Origin of the sequence: Paenalcaligenes hominis (assembly GCF_011927625.1) — a bacterium.
GTDB lineage: Bacteria > Pseudomonadota > Gammaproteobacteria > Burkholderiales > Burkholderiaceae_B > Paenalcaligenes > Paenalcaligenes hominis.
The window spans coordinates 429638-452995 of sequence record NZ_JAATIZ010000003.1 but is presented as its reverse complement, the minus strand read 5'-3'; the positions used below and the strand labels follow the sequence as shown (position 1 = coordinate 452995).

Sequence of the window (23358 nt, the reverse complement as noted above, 5' to 3'; positions counted from 1 at the left end):
AATGGGCGCTACTAGGCATGACCGCTTTTCTGTGATGGGCGATAACGGCTAATGCCCATCAACATGCCGCATGCCACACCTAAAGTCAGCAAGGCTGTGCCACCATAGCTCATAAAAGGCAGTGGCACCCCCACCACAGGTAAGACGCCTGTCACCATGCCTACATTCACAAACACATAGGTAAATAGCATGAGCGACAAAGAGCCGGCTACCAATCGGCTGTACTGGCTTTTTGCATGCATGGCAATGGCCAGACCACGCAAAATAATCAGTGCATACAAAACCAAAAGCATAATGCCACCGTACAGCCCAAACTCCTCGGCAAACACGGCAAAGATAAAGTCAGTGGTGCGCTCGGGAATAAAATCTAACCGCGACTGCGTGCCCAACATATAGCCTTTGCCATAAATACCGCCCGAGCCTACCGCTATCATGGATTGGATGGTGTGAAAGCCTTTGCCTAGAGGATCCAAGCCGGGGTTTAGTAAGGTGCATACGCGGTGTTTTTGGTAGTCACGCAATACTACCCAGTCAAAATCAGGCGCACACAAGGTATCTTCGTAGTAAAGAATCAACCCTAAGCCAATCAAGACCAAGAGCGTGGCCGGCACAAGCAACTTAAATGACAGCCCCGCAAAATACATGACAAAGAAACCGGCAGCTAATACCAGTAATGCCGTACCCAGATCGGGCTGACGCACAATCAATAGAAACGGAATGGCTAATAACAAAGCCGCCACAATAAAGTCTAAAAAGCCTAAGTGGGTACTTTGACGCTTATGAAAGTACCAAGCCAAGGTAATAGGCACCGTAATCTTCAGCATTTCTGATGGCTGAATGCGCGTAAAACCTAAATTTAGCCAGCGGGTTGCCCCTTTGCTTGTTTCACCAAAAAACTCCACCCCAAGCAGCAACACCAGTGCCAACACATACACATAAGGGGCTAAGCGCATGATCCACGGGGGTGGGATACAAGCCACCGCCCACATAATGATGAAGGCGACGAAAAAGTGCTTGGACTGCTCGGCGAAGCGCCAGTCGGTGCTCCCTACCGCTGAGTGCATGACCGTTAAGCCTAGGATGGCCATCAAGCTAAGAAGAATTAATAATGGCCAATCGAGAGAGTTAAAGGCCTTAAGAACGCCCTGCCAAATAAGTTTCATGGGTAAATATGCCCTCTGTCGACAAGCCAATAATCAAACACAGAGCGCGCAACGGGTGCAGCGATGGTCGCCCCCCAGCCCGCGTTTTCTACAATTAAACCAATGGCAATTTTAGGGTCGTCCGCGGGTGCATACGCCATAAACAAAGCATGATCACGTAAACGCTCGTCAATGGCACTGGCATTGTATTTAGCGCCGCGTAAGCTAAAGACCTGGGCTGTTCCCGTCTTACCAGCGGCTTGGTAGGCGGCGTCAGTGAATGCGCGGCGCGCCGTGCCACTGCGCGTGACATCAATCAGCGCTTTTTTCACCACATCAATATTGTCTTGTTTTAAAGGAATCACATGCGAAGGAGCCGTCACGGTAGGTGTTTTCGCCCCAGAAGCAGGATCAATAATTTGGCTAACCAAATGCGGTTTCATATACACGCCATCGTTAGCTAACACAGCGGTGGCTTGGGCTAATTGTAGAAGTGTAAAGGAGTTGTAGCCTTGACCAACCACGACCGACACCGTTTCGCCCGCGTACCAACGTTGCTGAGACGGGTTTTTATAAGCTTTACGCTTCCATTCGCGTGAAGGCAAAATGCCACGCCGCTCGCCTTCGAGGTCAATGCCGGTAAGCTGACCAAAGCCAAACTGCTTACTGAAATCATGCAGTGCATCAACCCCAATTTCAGGGCCTAGTGAATAAAAATAGGTATCGGAAGACACCACTAACGCACGATGCATATCGGTCCAACCGTAGGCGGCTCCGCCGGCATTACGGAAACGTTGACCACCAAACTCAAAATAACCAGGATCAGGGAGCTTTTCCTTGGCGGTTCGTTTTCCCATTTCTAGCGCGGCTAAAGCCACAAAGGGCTTATAGGTGGAGCCAATAGGATAGGTGCCGAATAAAGGACGGTTAATTAAGGGGTGATCCGGCGACTCGTTAAGCTTGCGCCAGTTTTCTACGTCAATACCATCTACAAATAAATTAGGATCAAACGAAGGTGCAGAGACAAAAGCCAATACGTCGCCTGTCTTGGGCTCGATAGCAACTAGCGCACCACGCCGGTTTTTAAACTGTGCCTCTGCTACCTTTTGCAATTCAATATCAATAGAAAGCTGTAAATCCGCCCCTGGCACTGGGTCTACACGGCTTAATACCCGTACAGGTCGTCCTGATGCTGTAACCTCGACCTCCTCGACTCCGGTCTGACCGTGCAGAACATCTTCCCACGTTTTTTCTATGCCTTTTTTACCGATGATAGCGGTGCCACGGTAATTGCCCAGACGGCCCTCCTCTTCAAGTTGTTGCTCATCGGCCTGGGAAATACGACCGACATAACCAATTACATGCGCTGCTGACTCGCCTTGGGGGTATTCTCTTACCCAACGCGCCTGAAGCTTCACACCGGGAAATTTAAATGAATGGGCCGCAAACCAAGAGGCTTCGATTTCATTTAAGCTATTACGCAACAGCGTCGGGGTATAGCGACTGCTTTGTCCAATGGTTTGTAAAAAACGGCGGCGCTCCCGCGGAGAGATATAAATTAACGCAGAGAGTTCATCAAGCAGCTCGTCGATAGGGCCTTCGACTTGAGCGGGGGTAACCATCAAGGTGTAATCGCGATAATTGCGTGCTAGCACCACTCCGTTACGATCGGAAACCTCACCACGTCGTGGGGGAATCGGTACGACAGCAATTCGGTTTTGATCGGCACGAGCCGCTAAACCTTCGTAGCGCACCACCTGCAAATACCACAAGCGCCCCATCAATACACTTAAGAGCAAAATGACAGCTACGCCTGCTACTGCCGAGCGCACAAATGTACGACGACGCAACAGTTGTGATGTCTTTTTAAACTCAAACATACTAATACACGCTATGTGCTGCTTTCATCCGCATCATCTAAACGACGATGGGGCAATAATAAAAGAAAATCCACGATGGGCCAGAGTGCCGCCATTAAGACCGCTGACCAGACCCATTCCCACCCTGCCCACTCACCCACAAACCAGGCGTGCGCAAAGCGAGGAATAGCCAAAGCAACCAACCAAATAGGAAATAAATGTACCAGCTGCACTAAAGGATTAAACATTAATAGACGGCGCTGCAATACCCCAATGCCATACATAGCTAATACATAACTTAACGCATGCTCGCCCAAAAGGGCTCCGCCGTGCACATCAAGCAGCAGGCCTAATAAAAACCCCGTTATCATCGATACCCGACGCGGCTCATGCAGCGCCCAAAAACACAACACTAACAGCAGTAAATCGGGCGCCATCGGCCAAAGACGCCACGGTAACAGCGAAGCTAACCACATCAAAAAAATAGTGCCCCACACCATCCATAGGCTTGAGACAGGTTTGAATGGCGAGCTATCAATCGGTTGCAGCGAGCTTAGAGAACGGTTGCGTTCAAACGCTTGGGTCGTACGAGAGTAATACGGTTTATTATTCATGAAGTAAAGCGCTGTCTTGGAGCTGTAGGTTGGGCTCTTCGACTAAAAGAACAAGAAAATGCTGATAGCGCTCGGGATGCGACAAGGGCTGCCCCACCGCGACGGCAAACCCCGTGGCGGGGTCAAACTCTAAGCTTTCCACCTCGGCCACCGGTAGCCCTGCCGGAAATAACCCACCAATACCACTGGTAATGAGAATGTCACCCACTTGCAAATCGACTTCGTTAGTCAAATAACGCGCTTCAATTTTTGACGCAGCATGACCCCCAAATGCCACCAAACGTAAGCCATTACGTAGCACCTGAACAGGAATAGAGACTTTATCATCCGTAATGAGTGCTGCCTCGGCCGTATACGGTGTGACCCGCACGACTTGGCCGACCACGCCGCCTTCGTCAATAACAGGCATACCTGCACGAATGCCTTGGGCTGAGCCCTTGTTAAACACTAAGCGGCGATTGAATGCATTGGGCGGCTCGTAAAACACCTCGACCGCGACGGCTGGTTGAGTAACGGTATCAGCCACTTGTAATAAACGACGCAACTGTTCATTTTCTGCAGCGAGCTGAGCCGCATGCGTGGATAACTGCGCCAGCTCTATACGCTGGCGTTGCAGGGCTTCTTTTTCGCTGTGTACGAGGGCCGTCGCATTCATCCACGTGTCAACGTATTGCACCACATTAGCGGGAGCCATCACAGCACGTTGAAAAGGGTAAATCACTAAAGACAAGGCTTGGCGCGCTGGCTCGAGTACCGTCCAACGGGCATCAGTAATCAATAAGACCACTGATAATAAGACAAAAAGGGCCAAACGAACCTCCGCAGCCGGACCTCGTTTAAATAGCCTTAGGGTACGTTGCTCTTGCATGAATGGTCATAAGCAGCGCCAGCTCAAAGGACCAAAGCTGGCACTAGTTAAGCTGGAAGCAAGGATTAATCGTGAATAAAAACTGCGCCTAATTTCTCTAGATGTTCAAGCGCCTCGCCACACCCACGTACTACGCAGGTGAGTGGATCGTCGGCCACTACCACAGGCAAACCGGTTTCCTCTTGGAGCAAACGGTCTAAGTCGTGGACTAACGCCCCGCCACCTGTCAGGGCAATCCCTTTTTCGGTGATATCGGCACCCAATTCAGGAGGGGTTTGCTCTAGGCCGGTTTTAACGGCTGATACGATTTGGTTCAGCGGATCGGTGAGGGACTCGAGAATTTCATTGGAGGAAACCGTAAAGCTGCGTGGCACCCCTTCGGATAGGTTGCGGCCCTTGACTTCAATTTCGCGAATTTCTGTACCCGGGAAAGCAGAACCAATTTCCTTTTTAATGCGCTCGGCAGTAGGCTCACCGATAAGCATACCGTAATTACGACGAATATAGTTGATAATTGCTTCGTCAAATTTATCGCCACCCACGCGCACCGAGCCTTTATAGACCATTCCACCTAGGGAAATGACTGCGACTTCTGTGGTACCGCCACCAATGTCTACCACCATAGATCCACTTGCATCGGACACCGCCAACCCTGCGCCAATAGCCGCCGCCATGGGCTCTTCGATAAGGTATACCTGACTTGCCCCTGCACCCAGCGCAGACTCACGAATTGCGCGACGTTCCACCTGCGTTGAGCCACATGGCACACACACAATAATACGGGGGCTAGGTGCAAACATACTGCGCGGATGCACCATCCGGATAAATTGCTTAAGCATTTGTTCCGTGACCGTGAAATCGGCAATGACCCCGTCTTTCATGGGGCGAATGGCTTCGATGTTGCCAGGCACACGACCAAGCATTTGTTTGGCCTCGTGACCAACCGCTTGGATAATTTTTTTGCCATTTGACCCGCCATCGTGGCGAATGGCTACAACAGATGGCTCGTCCAGTACAATGCCTTTGCCCCGCACATAAATCAGGGTGTTAGCTGTACCTAGATCAATAGCCATGTCGCTAGAGAAATAACTGCGTAGGAATCCGAACATGGGTGCGCAATGTGTCTATGAAGAATTGGTATAAACAGGTGTCGGTTCGACGCCGCGTTTTGTAACCAGAAACCGGGCTAAAAACATCCCTGCTAGCGAACTCACAACAACCTAACAATGAAACAGTCAATGATAACTTATAATTTAAGTCTATTCAGACAGTTTTACAGCCTAAAACATCTGTTAGGCTATATTTTTAAATAAAATAGCTCCAAAATGGGGCTATCACACGATTTTTTTATATTGATACTGACACTGGGACCTTTTTATGGCAATCACACAGCAAGATGTCGCACATATTGCACAGCTCGCACATATTGCGCTAACACCAGAGCAAACAGCCCAAGCCGAACAAGACTTCACCCAAATTCTTGAGCTTATTCATGAACTTCAAGACGTTGATACAGCGGGCATAGAGCCTTTGGTACAGCCTTTGGCCGTCATTCAAGACCTGCATTTGCGCTTACGCGCTGACGAGCCTGCTCCTACCAATACCACGGCAGAGCGCGATGCGCTCATGAGCAACGCTCCCGCCCTCTCCGATGGGCTTTTCCTCGTTCCCACTGTTATCGAATAAGTACCCAATTATGTCTTTCTTTACCCAGTTTTCTGACATTGCCACGATGGGAGCGGCATTACGTGCTGGTAAAACCAGCGCACGCGAGCTGACTCAAGACGCGCTTAATGCTATTGCTCAAAGCCAGCTCAATGCATTTATTCAAGTCGATGCCGACCTCAGTCTAGCCCAAGCCGACCACGCGGATGCGTTACTCCAATCCGGTAAAGCCACGCCCTTAACCGGTATTCCTATTGCTCACAAAGATGTCATTGTGACGCAGCACTGGCGTACGACAGCAGCCAGTAAAATGTTGGCGAATTACGTTAGCCCCTTTGATGCCACCCTAGTGACCCAGTTACAGCAAGCCGGTGCCGTCTCTTTAGGTAAACTCAACTGTGACGAGTTTGCCATGGGCTCTGACAGTACCAGCTCGTATTTCGGTCCAACAAAAAACCCATGGAATCTGTCCCGTACCCCGGGTGGCTCATCGGGTGGGTCAGCGGCCGCAGTGGCCGCGGGTTTAATTATGGCAGCAACCGGCTCGGATACAGGCGGCTCCATTCGTCAACCCGCAGCCCATTGTGGTATTACTGGCATCAAGCCCACGTATGGCACGGTGTCACGCTATGGCGTCATTGCCTACGCTTCTAGTATGGATCAGGCCGGCCCCTTAGCACGTAGCGCTAAAGACGCACTGGCTCTCTTAGAGGTAATGTCAGGCTTTGATACCAACGACCCCACCAGCCTCGAGCAGTGCGGCAAGCAAAAAAATACTGGCGTCCGCGTACGTGATCAATTCACGGCTCATAGTGATCAGTTCGATGCTCACGGCGACCAGCCCTTAAAAGGCCTACGTATTGGCGTGCCTACCGAGTTTTTCACCAGACTGTCCGATGCGGATAGCATCGCCGCCATTGAAAGCGCGCTAGCTCTTTACGAATCCTTGGGTGCCACACGCGTAGAGGTTTCGTTACCACGCACTCAGCAGGCGGTACCCGCGTATTACGTTATCACGCCCGCCGAGGCCTCAAGCAACCTATCACGCTTTGATGGCGTTCGTTTTGGTCATCGTTCTGACACCTATCACGATCTACAAAGCATGATCAGCAATAGTCGTACCGAAGCCTTTGGTCCCGAGGTCGTGCGCCGCATTTTGACCGGCACCTATGTGCTTTGCGAAGGTTATTACGACGCCTACTATCTCCAAGCACAACGTGTACGCCGCTTAATTGCTAACGATTTTCAATCTGCTTTCGAGCAGTGCGATGTCATCATGGGTCCGGTGACTACCAAGCCAGCGCAGTCTTTAGACCACCAAGACGCTGACCCGACTGCCGATTGGCGCGAAGACGTTTTTACTTTGTGCGCTAATTTAGCGGGGCTCCCTGCCATGTCGCACCCATGCGGCTTTACAGCTCAACACCTTCCGATTGGCTTGCAACTGATTGGCAATTATTTTAACGAAGGTCAGCTTCTCGCTATCGCAGATCGCTTTCAACAACACAGCGATTGGCATCAACGCATTGCAGGAACAAAATAATGGAATGGGAAATTGTGATTGGGCTGGAAACTCACGCCCAACTATCAACAAAATCAAAAATTTTTTCAGCCAGTAGTACGGCTTTTGGTGCCGAACCCAATACGCAAGCGTCTGCCATTGATATGGCTTTGCCAGGCACACTACCGGTATTTAATGGTGCTGCCGCAGATAAGGCCATTCGCTTTGCTTTAGCGGTAGACGCCACCATCACCCCTTACTCTGTGTTTGCGCGTAAAAACTACTTTTACCCCGACCTACCCAAAAACTACCAAACTAGTCAATTTGATTTGCCTGTGGTTCAGGGCGGTAAAATTCACTTTTTTGTGGGTGAAACCGAGCACACCGTTAACCTTACCCGTGCCCACCTCGAGGAAGACGCGGGCAAGTCGTTGCATGAAAACTTCACTGGGCCGCATGGGGAATCCTCAACCGGTATTGATTTGAACCGTGCTGGCACACCGTTGCTTGAAATCGTTTCCGAACCAGAGATGCGCTCGGCTGCCGAGGCTGTAGCGTATGCTCGCGCCCTCCATTCCTTAGTGGTGTGGCTAGGCATTTGCGATGGCAACATGCAAGAAGGCTCTTTCCGTTGTGATGCAAACGTGTCTGTACGTCCTAAAGGCCAAACAGAACTCGGTACACGTTGTGAGCTTAAAAACATTAACTCGTTCCGCTTCCTCGAGCGTGCCATTAACTACGAGGCACGCCGTCAGATTGAGCTGATCGAAGACGGCGGTAAAGTCACTCAAGAAACGCGTCTATACGATGCCGATCTGGATGAAACACGTAGTATGCGCACCAAAGAAGACGCAAACGATTACCGTTACTTCTCTGACCCCGACCAAGCGCCTTTATACATTGGCCCCGACTGGATTGCCCAAGTCAAAGCCGATATGCCCGAACTGCCTGCGCAAAAACGGGCGCGTTTTGAAAGCGAGCTAGGTTTAGGGGCTTATGATGCCAATCAACTGACTGTATCGCGTGAAATTGCTACGTTTTTTGAAAACACCGTGGCAGCACTCAATCATCAGCACGCCAAGCTAGCAGCTAACTGGATCATCACCGATCTTAACGCTGTGCTAAACCGCGAAGAACTCGACATCACCCAATCAAAAATCCAACCTCAGCAATTGGCTAAACTGATTGCGCGTATTGCAGACAACACCATTTCCAACAAAATGGCACGAGAGGTTTTTGCGGCCATGTGGGACGGTGAGCACGAGGCCGATGCAGACCAAATCATTGAAAAGCGCGGCTTAAAACAAATTAGCGACACAGGCGCTATCGAAGCAATGGTAGATGAGGTAATTGCCGCCAACCCAGCGATTGTTGAGCAGTATCGAGCCGGTCGTGACAAAGCCTTTAATTCTCTAGTGGGCCAAGTCATGAAAGCAGCTCGCGGCAAGGCCAACCCGCAGCAAGTCACCGACATGCTCAAGGCCAAACTCGACTAATCGTCTTGACCCGAGCCAATGCAAAACCCCCGCTCCTAGTGCTAGGTAGCGGGGGTTTTGTTTAGGGCAGCTAGACTACCCATGTGATGAGGTAAACCTCAATTACTTGGTAGTTGCTGCGACGACCTCAATTTCAACTAGCCATTCGGGCAAGACTAGACCTGCTACCTGCATCGCGGAGCGTGTAGGTAGGTTAGGCTGAGCCTCGGTACCAAAAAACTTGCTGTAACCCTTCATAAAACCGTCAAAGTCCATTTTGTTGCCTTTGTTTGGGTCGGCAACAAGAAAAACCTGCATCTTCACCACATCACCCATGGTTAAGCCCATGGATTTGAGATTGGCTTCGATGCTTTTTAAGACGCTTTCAGTTTGAGCTTGGGTGTCACCGTAGGTGCCGTCCTCGCCTTTGCTAGGTACAGTTCCACTAAGGTAGTGAAGCTTTACCTCTGCAGGCAATGAAACCGACGTCGCAATAGGGAAATCGTTAGGCGCAGGCACGCGTTTGATTTCTTCGGCATTTACATTTAGGGCTAATAAAGCTCCAACGACTAAACCTGCGGTTTTCAACGCAAAGCGCATAAAAATCTCCTTAGAACAAATCACCGTAATCAGCGACATCATCACTGCGTAGTTTAGCTACATCTTCAGGTTTTACATCGGCTTCGAATTGGTTGCCGAAATTGGTGCGTAAGTAATTAACTACCTCTGCGACTTGCTCGTCGGAGAAGTATTTACCAAAACCTGGCATCCCTTTTTGACCATAAAGCACAATGTGCATGGGGTATTGAGCAGCTATCAAACGCATATTGTTTTTGAAAGCAGGAAATTTACCTGCGCCCTCGCCACCCGAGCCGTCTGCCATGTGACACGCGGCACAGATTTGAGTGTAGATTTCTTTACCTGTTTTCATTTGAGCGCCTTCGGTGACATCAGTCATCACGGCGCTATCAGCAAAACTAACGGCAGACACTACGGACAGGGCCGCAGCTGCTGCTAAAGATACTAGTGTTTTTTTCATGGTGAGACTCCTTATTTCGCCATTGCTTTTTCATGGAGCTGCTCGATCGCAGCAATACCAGAAAGCACAGCACCTTCCTGCCATGCAGGAATATAAGAAGCGTGCTCACCAGCCAGGACGATACGACCATCCATACGGCATAGGTTGTCGTAGTGCTGTTCGCGTTTTTTGTCGGTCCATACACCAAAGCAACCTAAGGTCCAAGGCACGCGGCTCCAGGACATAACCATACTGGTTTCGGCTTCTTCTTTGATTTGGGGGTGCAACTGAGCACTGTACTCGAGCGCTTTAGCAATACGCTCTTTGACGGGCATAGAGCCAAATTTCAATGCATCTAAGCCGAACATATACCCGTTCAACAAGACGCCTTTGCCATCGCTGAAGAGATCTGCACCAGCGCTTGGGTAGGAAATTTGGGTAATGGGTAAATCGGTGTAGCTGATCCCGCCATAGATGTGTTCGTCTTGTTCCCAGAAACGACGCTTGTACTGTGTACCTACCTTGATGGAAGGGCCATAAGGCACAGCGTTGATCGCGTCTTGCATAGGGCGACCGACATTCATTGGGATTTGGCTAAGCACTGACAAGGGAATGGTGTTCACGCAGAAATCAGCACGCTCTGTTTTCACCTCATCGCCACCATTGGTATCGGTGTAGTGAACGGTAACGCCGGTGTCGTCTTGTTTAATTTCGACGACTTTAGCATTTAACTGAACGATGTCTTTTAATTCGCGGTAGAAAGCTTGGCCGATTTGATCCATACCACCTACGGGCTGGAACATGGTGCTTTGGAATTCCTCGAGGAAGTGGACTTCCATATTAGCCCAAAGTTTTGAGTTCACTACATCGCTGAACTTGATGGGCTCGGAGTACTCGGGGCGAGCATCTAAACCGCCCCCTGGGGCTTTTTTGTAGCCACGACGTAAGCTGGTGTCTGGGCCTTTAACGTAACGGTATTCACTGTCTAATGCACCGTGGTTTTTCAAGGAGGCCAATAGGACCTCTTTGTCTTCGGTAGTGACTTCTTGGTCTAGGGCGCCTGCGTTAACCGCTTTCGCAAGTAGCTCGGTAACACCGCCGCGGTAGTCAGACAAAATATGGGAATACTTTTGTGGCTTGCCGTCGAACGCAGTAGTCGAGTGTAAAAGCGAGTTGAAGTTTAACTCGAGGAACGGCTCCATTTTCACGCCGAGACGTTTACAGTAATCAAGCACGGCATGATGATGGAAAGGAATACGCCATGGGCCGGGGTTGAAGTATTGACCCTCGTCAAACTCACATACCTGCTTTTCGCCGCCCAGCTCGACGTGTTCCACGCCACGGCGCCACGAAATATTACGGCCGCCAGCGCGATTTTGGTATTCCAAAATCTTTACGTTATAGCCCGCGTTGCGTAGCTCTAGCGCTGCAACCATACCGGCCAAACCTGCACCTAGCACCACTACGGATGTGCCTTTTTTAGGCTTTCCTTTGAGTTGTACAGGGCCTGTATAGGAGGACTCTGCTGCATAACCTAAGCTCGTCATGGATTGGTACATAACGGAAGCACCCGCTGCGTAACCGATCATAGACAATAGCTGGCGTCGTGTCATAGGAAGACCTTTTGCCATATGATTCACCTTTATGTTCTGTATTTAGGTAATGTTTTCAGCTACCTGTGAATAGCTGAAAGTCTGTGTGTAGTCTTAGCGCGTCTATTGACTGGAGGGCTTTGCACCACTAGGCACCCGTAGAAAGGGTGAGACGAATAAGTCAATAGACACTGCTACTTATATATTAACACCCAAACCGGCTATCACAGCAGGTTTTGTCACAAACAGATACACGAGCCTAGCTAAAAAATACAGAATGTTACTTAACTGTCATTGACATGAACAAGACGTCTTGACAATGACATAAGCTAATAACCTAAAGGCATATGCAACAGCTGTTTACGTCTAAATCCCATATTGATGGCGATAGGCGGCCACTGATTGTTGATGCGCGGCTAATTCTGAATTGTCCGCTAAATACGCCATAATATCGTTAAGCGATGCGATACTAATTACCGGCATGTTGTAGGTGTTACTTACCTCTTGTACCGCAGACAGTGCAGACAGTTGGTCGTCAGCCCCTGCGCGTTCCATGCGATCAAGTGCAATCAGTACACCAGCAGGCTCTGCGCCAGCGGCTCGAATGATTTCCACTGACTCCCGTACAGAAGTGCCTGCAGTGATGACGTCATCAATAATAATGACCTTACCCTGCAACGGTGCCCCCACCAGCGTACCGCCTTCGCCATGGGCTTTGGCCTCTTTGCGGTTAAAGGCAAAAGGCACATCGTCTTTGGCTAAATCAGGGTGTTGGGCCAAGGCGATGGCAGTGGCCGTAGACAGGGGAATCCCTTTATAAGCTGGCCCAAATAGCATGTCGAACTCGACGCCCGAATCGATAAGGGCTTGGGCATAAAACTGAGCCAGCGCCCCCACCGAGGCACCACTATTAAATAAACCTGCATTAAAAAAATAGGGGCTAATGCGACCCGATTTGACTTTGAATTCACCAAAGCGCAACACGCCTTGTTCTAGAGCAAAGCGTACAAATTCATGACGTTGTGAGGACATAATCTAATTCCAATATCTAGCCAAAATAAACGTGACTATTATTTCATGAAAGCAAAGCGTTTGCGCTGTTAGTTGTCGTACTCATTATTCTATCTATAGGTTTTTATTATGAAAATGCCCGTTTTTTATCTTTCACATGGCGGCGGCCCCTGGCCATGGATGGAAGGCAGCACCCGTTACGATACGGCCCTGTTGCGCTGCCTCCAAGAATTACCGCAACAGCTTCCTACTACCCCGACGGCTATTCTGATGGTGTCGGCGCACTGGGAAAGTGAGAACAGTACCTTTTTAGTACAAGCCAACCCTAACCCAGACATGTACTATGACTACTACAATTTTCCAGAGCATACCTATCAAGTGCGCTATCCTGCTCCAGGAAATCCTGATTTAGCCCAACACGTAAAAAAATTGATCCTTGATGCTGGCGGTCAGGCGCAATTAGATACGGAACGCGGTTTCGATCACGGGGCCTTTGTGCCGGCTTTTGTTATGTATCCCGACGCAACCGTCCCGATGATCCAGCTTTCTATTGATGCCAGCTATGACCCAGCCTTGCATGTGCAATTGGGACAAGCGCTGCGTTCCTTGCGCGAGCAAGGGGTATTAATTCTAGGCAGCGGCGCAAGCTATCACAATTTGCGCTTGATGGGCACTGAAGGAGCCGCGCCATCGGTTGCCTTTGATAACTGGTTAGAACAAGCCTTAGTGCAGACACCGGATTATGCCGATCGACTACACCATATAGAGCAATGGAGCTTGGCTCCTGCCGCCCGTATTGCGCACGCCCGTGAAGATCACCTCGTGCCGTTATTTGTTGTACTGGGGGCAAGTGACGAGCACGATGCCGTCACACGTATTTTGTCTAGTCGCAGTCCTACAGGTATTATGAATGCCAGTTATCGTTTTGGCTAAATCACACCTAGCCTGTGTTTATTCATTATCAAAGAGTTTGATCTGTGTTCCGTATTTGTAGCTTAAACATGAATGGGATCCGCGCGGCCTACCGTAAAGGCTTTGCCGAGTGGCTTTCCACCCATCAACCTGATCTTGTGTGCTTACAAGAGGTGCGCATTCAAGACAAAGACCTAAAAGAGCCCATGCGTCACCCTGAGGGCTATACGGGCCACTTTAACCTTGCCCAAAAAGCCGGCTACAGTGGCGTAGGCCTGTATGTAAAAGAAGCACCCCACACGGTGCACTTGGGTATGGAGTGCGACGAGTTTGACCCCGAGGGTCGCATTATCCGTGCCGACTACGACGACCTAACGGTGATTAGTGCTTATTTGCCCTCTGGCACTAGCGGCGACGCCCGCCAAGACGCCAAGTATCGGTTCCTAGCACGTTTCGAGCACTGGCTGCAGACGTATATGGACGATCACCGTGCGACGGGTCGCGAATACGTTATTTGTGGCGATTGGAATATTGCACACCAGGAAATCGATTTAAAAAATTGGCGCGGTAATCAAAAAAACTCTGGCTTCCTACCCGAAGAACGCGCTTGGATGACCAAGATACTGGACGAAATGGGTTGGGTAGACGTTTACCGTTCGCTCTACCCCGATCACACCCATGAATGCTATACCTGGTGGAGCAACCGCGGCCAAGCTTGGGCTAATAACACAGGTTGGCGGATTGATTATCAAATCGCTACGCCAGGCATAGCAGCTAAAGCCAAAGAAGCCTGGGTGTATAAAGAAGAACGTTACAGTGACCACGCGCCCTTAGTCGTGGATTATGATTTAACTCCTCGTTAATTACTTGTACCTATAAGGCAATCTAGCATCATGGCAGACACCACACTTCTACACGAACTTGCTACGTTTTTGGCACCCAATCAAATCATCACCGATCGCGATGTGTGTCATACCTATGCCACTGACTGGAGTGGCGAGGCAGGCGACTTGCCTATTGCCGTGTTACGGCCTAAAACCACCGAAGAAGTCAGTCAGATTCTGGCTCTGTGTAACCGCTTAGGCTGTGCGGTGGTGCCACAAGGGGGCATGACTGGCTTAGCGGGTGGAGCCACCGTACGCGGCACTGCCGTGGCCTTATCCCTAGATCATTTAAATGGTGTCATCGAGCTGGATGCAGACTCTGCCACCCTTACTGCTTGGGCTGGTACCCCATTGGAAGTCTTACAGACCGTTGCCGATGACGCCGGCTTTTTATTTGCTTTAGACCTTGGGGCACGTGGCTCGTGCCAGATTGGTGGCAACGTCGCCACCAACGCAGGCGGTAACCGTGTGATTCGTTATGGTATGGCTCGGGATTTAGTCTTGGGGCTAGAGGTCGTCCAAGCAGACGGTACTGTGCTCTCTATGCTTAACAAAATGGCTAAAAACAATGCCGCCTTTGATCTTAAGCATTTATTTATTGGATCCGAAGGCACATTAGGGGTAATTACGAAGGTCGTCGTCAAATTGCACCCCAAAGTAAACGGCGCCAATACGGCCCTGCTGGCCTTGTCCGACTTTAATGCAGTGACGCAATTATTACGCTACAGCCAACAAGCGCTTTCCGGTTTAGTCAGCGCGTTTGAAGTCATGTGGCAAGACTACTATAGCGCCGCCACCACGGTAGGGGGCAAGCGCGCACCCTTACCCGCGACCTACCCAATCTATGTGTTAATGGACATGCAATCCGCCGACCCCCAAGCCACCGAGGCGCAATTCGAAGCGGTCTTAGAACATGCCTTTACGGAGGGTTGGGTATGGGATGCGGTGATTGCTCAGTCGCAAGGCGATACCAATGACTTATGGGCTTTACGTGATGCCGTATCAGAGCTCTTGCCACACTACGCCCCTATTATTAATTTTGACATCTCATTCCCTATTTCTCGTATTGGTCAGGCTGTCGAGGAGCTAAAGCAGGCATTAAGCGTGTCTTATCCCGACGTAAATGCCTTATTTTTTGGTCACGTTGGCGATGGCAATATCCACCTATCGGTGGGCCCAGTTCCCAACAATGACAAGGCGATCGAATACGCGATTGAAAAACAGTGCTATGAAATCGCTCAGCGTTATCAGGGCTCGGTGTCGGCTGAACACGGTATTGGCTTACATAAAAAGCCTTGGTTGCATTACAGCCGCACAGAAAGTGAATTGGCCTTGATGCGCTCGTTAAAGCGCACCTTAGACCCAAACGGCATCCTTAACCCAGGGAAAGTGTTCGATTTGTAGGCATCTGGAGTGCGTCTTCTAGTCTAAACGCAGCGACCCCGGTGGCTAACTCATCGGCCTGAACCCGCAACACATGCGACGCGCTGGTAGTTTGTTCTACCAGCGTGACGTTTTGATGGGTTGCGTCGTCCATTAAGTTAATCGCTTGATTAATTTGATTTAGGCCGACGGACTGCTCTTGGCTGGCAGCAGCAATCTCGCGAATCAGTACCATCATGCGTTCGTTATTGGCAACGATTTCTTGCATCGTCGCACCCGCTTCAGACACCTGAACATTGCCACTATCCACAATCTGCACCGAACTATCAATTAAGGTGCGCACCTCTTGTGCGGCAGAGGCCGACCGTTGCGCTAATGCCCGTACCTCAGAGGCCACCACTGCAAAGCCTCGACCTTGTTCGCCCGCCCGTGCGGCCTCAACCGCTGCATTTAAGGCCAAAATATTGGTCTGAAACGCGATGCTATCAATAATGCCTACGATTTCCACAATACGTTGTGACGCCTGATTAATTTCACTCATGGTCTGCACCACATTACTAACAGCTTGACCTCCGCGGCGTGCCACCTGCTCGGCTTGATCTGCCATCATCTCGGCCTCGCGTGCATTGGCCGCATTTTGATGCACCGTGCTGTTTAGCTCCTCGGTGGCGGCCGAGGTTTGCTCTAGAGAGGCCGCTTGTTGATCGGTACGCGATGACAATTGCAACGAGCCATCAGCCACTTGGTTGGCTACATCCACAATGGTGCTCACGTTGTCATTAATGCCAGAGAGCAACTGCCGTAACTGACGCTGCATTTGCTCCATTTGAGTTAATAGCTCGGTAATTTCATCGGCACCATCAGCATGAATCGACTGGGTTAGATTACCGCTAGCAATTGCCTGAGCGGTTTGATTTGCTATGCCAAACCCTCGCATCATACGACGTAAGGTCAACACCATAAACCAGGTAATAGGCAACACCCCCACTACTATAATCAGGGCAAATAGCAGCTTGGCGTAAAAATAGCGCTGGTCGGCCAGTTGGGCTTCTTGATTGGCTTGCGCCGTCTGATATTCGATAGCGGCATTAATTTGATGAACGACTTCTGCCCCCTGCGTGCGACCTGCCAGTAAAAACTGCTGCATCACCTGAGGGCTAAAATCACCTTGCTCAACCTGCTCGATTGTTTGAACTAATACAGTACGCCACGCATCTTGCGCAGTAAAAAGGCGGTTTAATACCGCTTGTTCATCAATAGACACGGTACGGTTATATAGATCTTCTCGGCTTGATTTATTCGCCGCCATATTTTTCTTAATGTCGTCCAAATGCATTGTCACAGGATGATCATGCAATTCATACAATGCACTATCAGGGTCGTGTTGAAACCCCAGTAAAATATTAAGACGGGTTTGCAGCAAATTATGCTTCATGGAGTTTAGGGCTTCGACCGCCGTCATGCGCTCATCGTGAATGTGATGCAGACTGTCACGCGCTTGCATGAGTCCTTTACTCGCCACCACGATAGTCAGCGCAAACACAACCCAATACACCAGCGCAATCAGCCAAAAGCGCCGCGTCAAACTAAAACGGTTAAACATAACCCGCCTACCTTATACAAAATAAAACCACTACATAAAACACTTACATTTTCGTTAAGCAAAAATTACAAGTGACACACAATGGACTTATTTTATGCCTCAAGCTATTTTGATTCTTTGATATAGATAAACAAAACCCCAAAAGCACAGCGTACTTTTGGGGTAGAGGTGTCGAGCTTTTAGAGACAGTTCTTAAGAGAAAATGCTCATAAAAACCGTGATAATGACCGCGTTAAAGAAATCAATGAATAGCGAACCAACCAAGGGGATCACAAAGAAAGCTTTAGGCGATGGGCCATTTACTGCAGTAAACGATTGCATGTTCGCCATAGCGTTTGGTGTTGCCCCCATGCCAAAACCACAATGCCCTGTAGCGATGACTGCCGCATCGTAGTCTTTACCCATCAAACGGAAAGTCACAAACATCGCAAAGAAAAACATCAAGGCTGTCTGTGCCACTAAAATAACTAACAGCGGCCCCGCCACATCGGCTAGTTCCCAAAGCTTCATGGACATCAACGCCATCACTAGGAAAAAGCCCAAAGAGATCGAGCCAATGATGTCAAACTCTTGCTCAGGAAAGCGAAACCCTTTCCAATCAATCACATTACGAATAATGGCCGCAATGACCATGGCCCCTAAATACCCTGGCAAGGTAATACCACTGTCTTGTAACCAATCAATAATCGACGCACCCAAGCCCATTGATACGGTTAATAACACCACGGAATACAATGATATAGGAAGCAAAGGTTTAGAGTTGGTGTGGACGGTAGGATCAGAGCTAACGGTGACGGGATCAGGTTCTAGGTCGTGAGCCGGATGAGTAGAAGTAAAAGGACGCCCTTTGAGGTGATGGCGTTTCATTAACCGAGAGCCTAAGGGGCCACCGATCACGCAACCGGCAACCAAACCCCACGTCGCTGCGGCAATAGCCGCTGGCATGGCGCCGACCACCCCTTTTTGTTCTAAGAGTGGCGCAAAGGCAGCCGCGGTGCCATGACCGCCTGTTAAGGTAATTGACCCAGCAATCAAACCAAGCAAAGGGCTTTCACCCATTAATGAAGCAAGACTGACGCCGACCAGATTCTGTATGCTGAGTAAAAGCACCGCTGTGAATAAAAAAATGGCGACTGCCACTCCGCCTTTTTTTAACATTTCAAAACTGGCTGAAAAACCAATCGTAGTAAAAAAGGCCATGAGCAAAAACGCACGCATGTTGTCGTAAAGCTCGATAGAAAAGCTTTGCGTTTGATAGCCATACAGCGTGATGAGTGAAAACACTAAGCCGCCGATAATGGGGCTGGGAATAAAATAACGCTCGAGTAGCGGAACGTTTCTTTTGATTAGCTCACCAATCACTAAAAATACGGCAGCCACACCGACCGTTTGTGCAATATCTAGCTCTATAAGCATAAGACACCTAGGTAAGTTTTTGTTTTAAAAGGGGTCAATTATAGGGGAAAACCGCAAATAATCTAGCGTTGGGTTCATCCATATATCGCCTACTCTCGGTGCAGACTCAAGGTGGTTCAGGGGCTATTTAGTAAGACTTTGTAAAAAGCAATCGCTTTACTTATCTAGCGCAGGCAAGGATTGAGGCTGTAGAAAATGCAATATAAATTCCGCCACGCGTTGCGGCTGGTTTAAATCTAAACAAGGCAAGTCATGAGCGGACAGGTCTTCGTCACTAACCAACGCTACGACTTGCTCGGTATGAGGATAAACAGGCTCTATGCCGCGTGAAGGTCGATACACCTCTAGACGGGGAATGGCGGCTTGTCGATAGCCTTCGACTAACACCACATCTACATCGGGTTGCAGGCGTGCAACGAGGTCGCGCAGCATGGGCTCATCTTGGTGTTCAAGATTGTGAAAGAGAGCGTAATGGTATGGCGATGCCACCACTACCTCGAGTGCCCCGGCAGAGCGAAAACGAGAACTGTCTTTGTGAGGGGGCTCGAATTGAAGATTATGATGACTGTGTTTAATAACCGCCACGTGTAGCCCTTGTTGTTTAAACCAAGGGATCATGGCTTCGATCAGGGTGGTTTTCCCACTGCCTGATCGCCCAACAATACCGAAGACTCGCTGCATAATAATGAAAAAAATTAATGATCACGCTGTACAGCGGCGGTACAAAAACCCACTAAGGTTTGTTTGAACTCGCTGTCGGGAAAAGCGTGAATAGCAGAAAGCGCCAGATCGATTTCTGCATCAGCCACCTGACGGGTATAGGCGACGGCATCCGTATTCGCAATAGCAGCCGCTACCTTGGAAAAATCCGCATCGCCCGTTTCAATTGCTGATTTAATTAACTGTTGTTCTTCGGGGGTGCCTACTTGCATGACACGAATTAAGGGCAGGGTTGGTTTGCCTTCGCGTAAGTCGTCGCCCACATTTTTCCCTAGGGCTTCGGCATCGCCGCTGTAATCGAGCACGTCATCAATCAACTGAAAGGCCGTACCCAAATGACGCCCGAAAGCCGCTGCTGCGTCCTCTAGTGCAGGCTCGGCCTGTGCCAAAATAGCCCCTACCTGTGCCGCAGCCTCGAAGAGCTTGGCCGTTTTGTAGCGCACGACTTGCATGTAGCGGTCTTCGGAGACATCAGGATCATGGACATTTAGCAGTTGCAAGACCTCGCCTTCGGCAATGACGGTCGTGGCCTCGGACAGCACTGCCATAGCGCGCATGGAGTTGGTTTCCACCATCATTTCAAAAGAGCGTGAGTAGAGGTAATCGCCAACGAGTACACTGGCGGCATTACCAAATACCGCATTAGCCGTACTGCGACCACGACGTAGGTCGGATTCGTCCACCACATCATCATGCAATAAGGTAGCCGTATGAATAAACTCGACCACACCGGCTAAGGTATGGTGGTAATTGCCTTGGTACCCTAAGGCTTTAGCAACAAGTAATAACAAAGCGGGTCGCATTCTTTTGCCACCCGCGCCCACAATATATTCCCCAATGGTACGTATTAAAACAACCTCTGAATTCAGACGACCCCGGATTACCTGATCCAGGGCTTTCATATCATCAGCGATGGGGCTCATTAGATTTGGGAGATTCAAAGCGTATTCCGAACGAAAAAAATTCCTGCTTGGAAAAAATCCAAGGCTAAAGGGATAATTATACGGTGTTGTGGCGTTTAAGCCGAATTTGTCACTAAACTAAACCCGCTGACGACATAAAAACCACGCAACCTTTAATAATACATCTAGAGTTTACCCAGTGGAGAAGATTTTGAATTACGATTTAACCCAGTTATTACAACGTGCCGAACGTGTATTAGAGCAGCTTGAAGCTTACTTACCCCCTGCTCCGCCAAGTATTGACTGGAATGCCTCTGCGTTTATATGGCGTCGTCGTGGGGCGCGGGGTTGGTTAGACGCGGTACAGCACATTGCCACTATTCACCCCGACGACTTACAGCACATAGAACAACAAAAAAATACGTTGCTGCGCAACACCGCCCATTTTATAGCAGGCAAACCAGCCAATAACGTGCTCATGACGGGCGCGCGCGGCACCGGCAAAAGCTCGCTTGTTAAAGCCATGCTGAATCAATTTGCGGATCAAGGTCTGCGGCTCATTGAAATCGATAAAGCCGACATGGGTGACTTACCGGATATCATTGCTTTGATCGCAGATCGTCCCGAACGTTTTATTGTATTTAGTGATGATTTGTCTTTCGAGGATGGCGAAGCAGGCTATAAAGCATTAAAGTCCGTGCTTGATGGCTCCATTGCCGCGCCTAGCGATAACCTATTAATCTATGCCACATCGAATCGCCGTCATCTTATGCCTGAATACGCCGCAGACAATTTAGCCACCACTACCCCAGCGACTGGCGAGCTCCATTATGGCGAAGCCGTCGAAGAAAAGGTGTCATTGTCTGAACGCTTTGGTATTTGGTTATCGTTTTATCAGTTTAAACAAGACGACTATTTGGATATTGTGTACTACTGGCTCAAAGCCTTAGGTTGCCCTTCAGATCAAGTGGAAAATGCACGCCGTGAAGCCTTGCAGTGGGCATTGCATCGTGGCTCGCGCTCTGGTCGAGTCGCCCAACAATTTGCCAGAGACTGGGTAGCTAATCATGTCAACTAAACCCTATGTACGGGTAGCCGTAGGGGTCATTGTGCAACCGTGTGGCGCTGTCTTATTAGGTAGCCGTCCAGCAGACAAACCTTGGCCCCATTGGTGGGAATTACCTGGCGGTAAAATTGAGCCCGAGGAAAGCGTACACGATGCGCTAGTACGCGAACTGCAAGAGGAAATAGGTATTACCGCGACCAAAGTCCGCCCATGGGTGCGTTATATTCATCACTACCCGCGGTCTACCGTGGAACTGCATTTTTGTTTGGTAACCCAATGGGAAGGCACCCCTATTCCCCAAGAAAATCAACATTTAGCTTGGTGTGACCCCTCTGCTGCTATCCCGTTAGGTGTTGGCCCCATTCTTCCTGCTACGTTTCCTGTTTTAAAGTGGCTAACGCTGCCTACCCACTATTTATTAAGCCAAATTGGCTCAGCCTTAGGGGTGGATGCTTGGTTAAGCCGCCTAGAGCGGGCGCTAGAACAAGGCGTTAAATTGGTGCAGTTTCGCGAGCCAGAATGGGAGCAGCATCGCCCGCAATCCCTAGATTTACTGCACGCCTTAAAACAGACCGTGGCTTTATGTAAACGCTACCAAGCGCGCTGTTTATTAAATAGCGTACACAGTATCGATTGGCTGCCCTATACCGACGGACTGCATTTACGCAGCCATGATGCACAACGCTTAGTGGCCCAACACCGTAGCGCTTTAGTGCGCGCCGACCAGCTTTTGGCCATGTCCACTCATTCTGCTACCGACATGGAGCTCGCTCAACAGCTCAATACGGACTTTGTGGTGTTGGGCCATGTGCTTCCTACGCCTTCCCATCCGAACCAAGCTGCATTAGGATGGAACACATTTACTCAGCTAGCAGCGCTAGCAGGCCGACCTGTTTATGCAATTGGTGGACAAAACCCCACTACCTTAGCCACCGCCCAACACCATGGCGCGCAAGGTATTGCAGGCATTCGGCAACTTGTTTGAAAACAGTAACTCATAATGGATAAAGTCACAATTTCCGAACACGAAGGGGTGCGCTATTTGCACTTAGGATCACCTTGGGTTCAGGGCGCTATGCGTCTGGATCAACCCGACCAGTTAGAGTTGCTTTATATTCAGCAAATGATGATGTGGCAACTGTTTATGGATCAGCCCGAGCACATTATGCAGCTAGGACTGGGCGCCGGTTCACTCACTAAATTTTGTTATCAGCATTATCCATATAGTTTGGTGAGTGCCGTAGAGCTGAATCCTGATGTAGTACGCGCCTGTAGGGAACTATTTCATCTACCTGATGACAACGATCGATTACATGTGATAGTGAATGATGCCCATCAACAGTTATCCCAAACGAAGGGGGCATCTATTGATATTTTACAAGTTGATTTGTACAGCGCGCAGGCCGATCACCCTGCTATTGAAAGCCTTGCTTTTTATCAGTCTTGTGCCCGTGTGCTATCAGAACAAGGGATCTTAACGATTAATCTATTAGGCAACCAATACGTGCATGCTCGTCATGTGCATTTATTACAGCAAACTTTTGCTGCGGTAGCCTGGCTGCCAGAATCGCACGATGGCAATATTGTGGCCATTGCCTTTAAAGAGGCCCCTTCGGTTGACTTTGAAGCGCTTTACGAGCGCGCCACCCAAATCACCATGGCTTACGGGTTGCCCGCTGCCGAGTGGGTCGAAGGCTTAGAGCTATGGATGCAAGGCGACTAAATCG

22 protein-coding genes are annotated in these 23358 nt (G+C 49.6%); 9 read left to right on the top strand and 13 right to left on the bottom strand.

Annotation, left to right across the window (positions count from 1 at the left end; all coding sequences use genetic code 11):
* Positions 1-11: 11 nt before the first annotated feature.
* The 5 genes from rodA to GGR41_RS09250 form a co-directional block, all read right to left on the bottom strand.
* Positions 12-1163: a rod shape-determining protein RodA gene (gene rodA / locus GGR41_RS09270; protein WP_167661588.1), complete on the bottom strand. Its 1152-nt coding sequence runs from the start codon at positions 1161-1163 to the stop codon at positions 12-14.
* Complete coding sequence (mrdA, locus tag GGR41_RS09265; protein ID WP_167661587.1) at positions 1160-3022, bottom strand: penicillin-binding protein 2; 1863 nt, start codon at positions 3020-3022, stop codon at positions 1160-1162. Before mrdA ends, rodA begins: the two co-directional genes overlap by 4 nt.
* A gap of 11 nt (positions 3023-3033) precedes the next feature.
* Positions 3034-3615, bottom strand: a complete 582-nt coding sequence (mreD, locus tag GGR41_RS09260; RefSeq protein WP_167661586.1) for a rod shape-determining protein MreD — start codon at positions 3613-3615, stop codon at positions 3034-3036.
* On the bottom strand, positions 3608-4483 hold the full coding sequence (gene mreC, locus GGR41_RS09255; protein ID WP_077733914.1) for a rod shape-determining protein MreC: 876 nt from the start codon (positions 4481-4483) through the stop codon (positions 3608-3610). Before mreC ends, mreD begins: the two co-directional genes overlap by 8 nt.
* 65 nt (positions 4484-4548) lie before the next feature.
* Positions 4549-5592, bottom strand: a complete 1044-nt coding sequence (locus GGR41_RS09250; protein WP_167661585.1) for a rod shape-determining protein — start codon at positions 5590-5592, stop codon at positions 4549-4551.
* A 268-nt stretch (positions 5593-5860) separates the two neighbouring features.
* Between GGR41_RS09250 and gatC the strand changes: the two genes are divergently transcribed.
* Genes gatC through gatB form a run of 3 tightly spaced genes read left to right on the top strand, consistent with a single transcriptional unit; the run spans position 5861 to position 9145 of the window.
* The gene (gatC, locus tag GGR41_RS09245; RefSeq protein WP_077733915.1) at positions 5861-6169 is read left to right on the top strand and encodes an Asp-tRNA(Asn)/Glu-tRNA(Gln) amidotransferase subunit GatC; all 309 of its coding nucleotides are present in this window, start codon (positions 5861-5863) and stop codon (positions 6167-6169) included.
* Positions 6170-6179: 10 nt separating this feature from the next.
* Complete coding sequence (gatA, locus tag GGR41_RS09240; protein ID WP_167661584.1) at positions 6180-7691, top strand: Asp-tRNA(Asn)/Glu-tRNA(Gln) amidotransferase subunit GatA; 1512 nt, start codon at positions 6180-6182, stop codon at positions 7689-7691.
* On the top strand, positions 7691-9145 hold the full coding sequence (gatB, locus tag GGR41_RS09235) for an Asp-tRNA(Asn)/Glu-tRNA(Gln) amidotransferase subunit GatB (RefSeq protein ID WP_167661583.1): 1455 nt from the start codon (positions 7691-7693) through the stop codon (positions 9143-9145). The genes gatA and gatB overlap by 1 nt, the downstream gene beginning before the upstream one ends.
* Before the next feature lie 102 nt (positions 9146-9247).
* On the opposite strand, the gene GGR41_RS09230 is transcribed toward gatB, so the two are convergent.
* From GGR41_RS09230 to pyrE, 4 genes are all read right to left on the bottom strand, one after another.
* Entirely contained in the window at positions 9248-9724 is a 477-nt protein-coding gene (locus GGR41_RS09230; RefSeq protein ID WP_188372598.1) for a RidA family protein, read from the bottom strand.
* Between the two features lie 10 nt (positions 9725-9734).
* Positions 9735-10163, bottom strand: a complete 429-nt coding sequence (locus GGR41_RS09225) for a c-type cytochrome (protein WP_167661582.1) — start codon at positions 10161-10163, stop codon at positions 9735-9737.
* A gap of 11 nt (positions 10164-10174) precedes the next feature.
* The gene (locus GGR41_RS09220) at positions 10175-11773 is read right to left on the bottom strand and encodes a flavin monoamine oxidase family protein (RefSeq protein WP_229711118.1); all 1599 of its coding nucleotides are present in this window, start codon (positions 11771-11773) and stop codon (positions 10175-10177) included.
* A gap of 327 nt (positions 11774-12100) precedes the next feature.
* On the bottom strand, positions 12101-12766 hold the full coding sequence (pyrE, locus tag GGR41_RS09215) for an orotate phosphoribosyltransferase (RefSeq protein WP_167661581.1): 666 nt from the start codon (positions 12764-12766) through the stop codon (positions 12101-12103).
* A 108-nt stretch (positions 12767-12874) separates the two neighbouring features.
* Here pyrE and GGR41_RS09210 point away from each other — a divergent pair, with 108 nt between their 5' ends.
* Genes GGR41_RS09210 through GGR41_RS09200 form a run of 3 tightly spaced genes read left to right on the top strand, consistent with a single transcriptional unit; the run spans position 12875 to position 15945 of the window.
* Positions 12875-13678: a DODA-type extradiol aromatic ring-opening family dioxygenase gene (locus GGR41_RS09210; protein WP_167661580.1), complete on the top strand. Its 804-nt coding sequence runs from the start codon at positions 12875-12877 to the stop codon at positions 13676-13678.
* Positions 13679-13722: 44 nt separating this feature from the next.
* Entirely contained in the window at positions 13723-14520 is a 798-nt protein-coding gene (locus GGR41_RS09205) for an exodeoxyribonuclease III (protein ID WP_167661579.1), read from the top strand.
* A 30-nt stretch (positions 14521-14550) separates the two neighbouring features.
* Entirely contained in the window at positions 14551-15945 is a 1395-nt protein-coding gene (locus tag GGR41_RS09200; RefSeq protein WP_167661578.1) for an FAD-binding oxidoreductase, read from the top strand.
* Here the strand turns inward: GGR41_RS09200 and GGR41_RS09195 are convergent.
* The 4 genes from GGR41_RS09195 to ispB all read right to left on the bottom strand — a co-directional run bounded on the left by GGR41_RS09195 (position 15917) and on the right by ispB (position 20604).
* Entirely contained in the window at positions 15917-17527 is a 1611-nt protein-coding gene (locus tag GGR41_RS09195; protein ID WP_167661577.1) for a methyl-accepting chemotaxis protein, read from the bottom strand. The two genes, GGR41_RS09200 and GGR41_RS09195, sit on opposite strands and share 29 nt — an antisense overlap.
* 192 nt (positions 17528-17719) lie before the next feature.
* Complete coding sequence (gene gltS, locus GGR41_RS09190; RefSeq protein ID WP_167661576.1) at positions 17720-18943, bottom strand: sodium/glutamate symporter; 1224 nt, start codon at positions 18941-18943, stop codon at positions 17720-17722.
* A 156-nt stretch (positions 18944-19099) separates the two neighbouring features.
* Positions 19100-19624, bottom strand: coding sequence for a molybdopterin-guanine dinucleotide biosynthesis protein B (mobB, locus tag GGR41_RS09185; RefSeq protein ID WP_167661575.1), 525 nt, complete (start codon positions 19622-19624; stop codon positions 19100-19102).
* 14 nt (positions 19625-19638) lie between these two features.
* Complete coding sequence (ispB, locus tag GGR41_RS09180) at positions 19639-20604, bottom strand: octaprenyl diphosphate synthase (protein WP_167661574.1); 966 nt, start codon at positions 20602-20604, stop codon at positions 19639-19641.
* A 169-nt stretch (positions 20605-20773) separates the two neighbouring features.
* On the opposite strand from ispB, the gene GGR41_RS09175 reads away from it, so the two are divergent.
* Genes GGR41_RS09175 through GGR41_RS09165 form a run of 3 tightly spaced genes read left to right on the top strand, consistent with a single transcriptional unit; the run spans position 20774 to position 23354 of the window.
* Positions 20774-21643, top strand: coding sequence for an ATP-binding protein (locus GGR41_RS09175; RefSeq protein WP_167661705.1), 870 nt, complete (start codon positions 20774-20776; stop codon positions 21641-21643).
* Positions 21633-22616 carry a Nudix family hydrolase gene (locus GGR41_RS09170; RefSeq protein ID WP_167661573.1) on the top strand — a complete coding sequence of 328 codons (984 nt, stop codon included), beginning with the start codon at positions 21633-21635 and terminating at the stop codon, positions 22614-22616. The genes GGR41_RS09175 and GGR41_RS09170 overlap by 11 nt, the downstream gene beginning before the upstream one ends.
* Before the next feature lie 15 nt (positions 22617-22631).
* On the top strand, positions 22632-23354 hold the full coding sequence (locus GGR41_RS09165) for a spermine/spermidine synthase domain-containing protein (protein ID WP_077733927.1): 723 nt from the start codon (positions 22632-22634) through the stop codon (positions 23352-23354).
* The last annotated feature ends 4 nt before the right edge of the window (positions 23355-23358 follow it).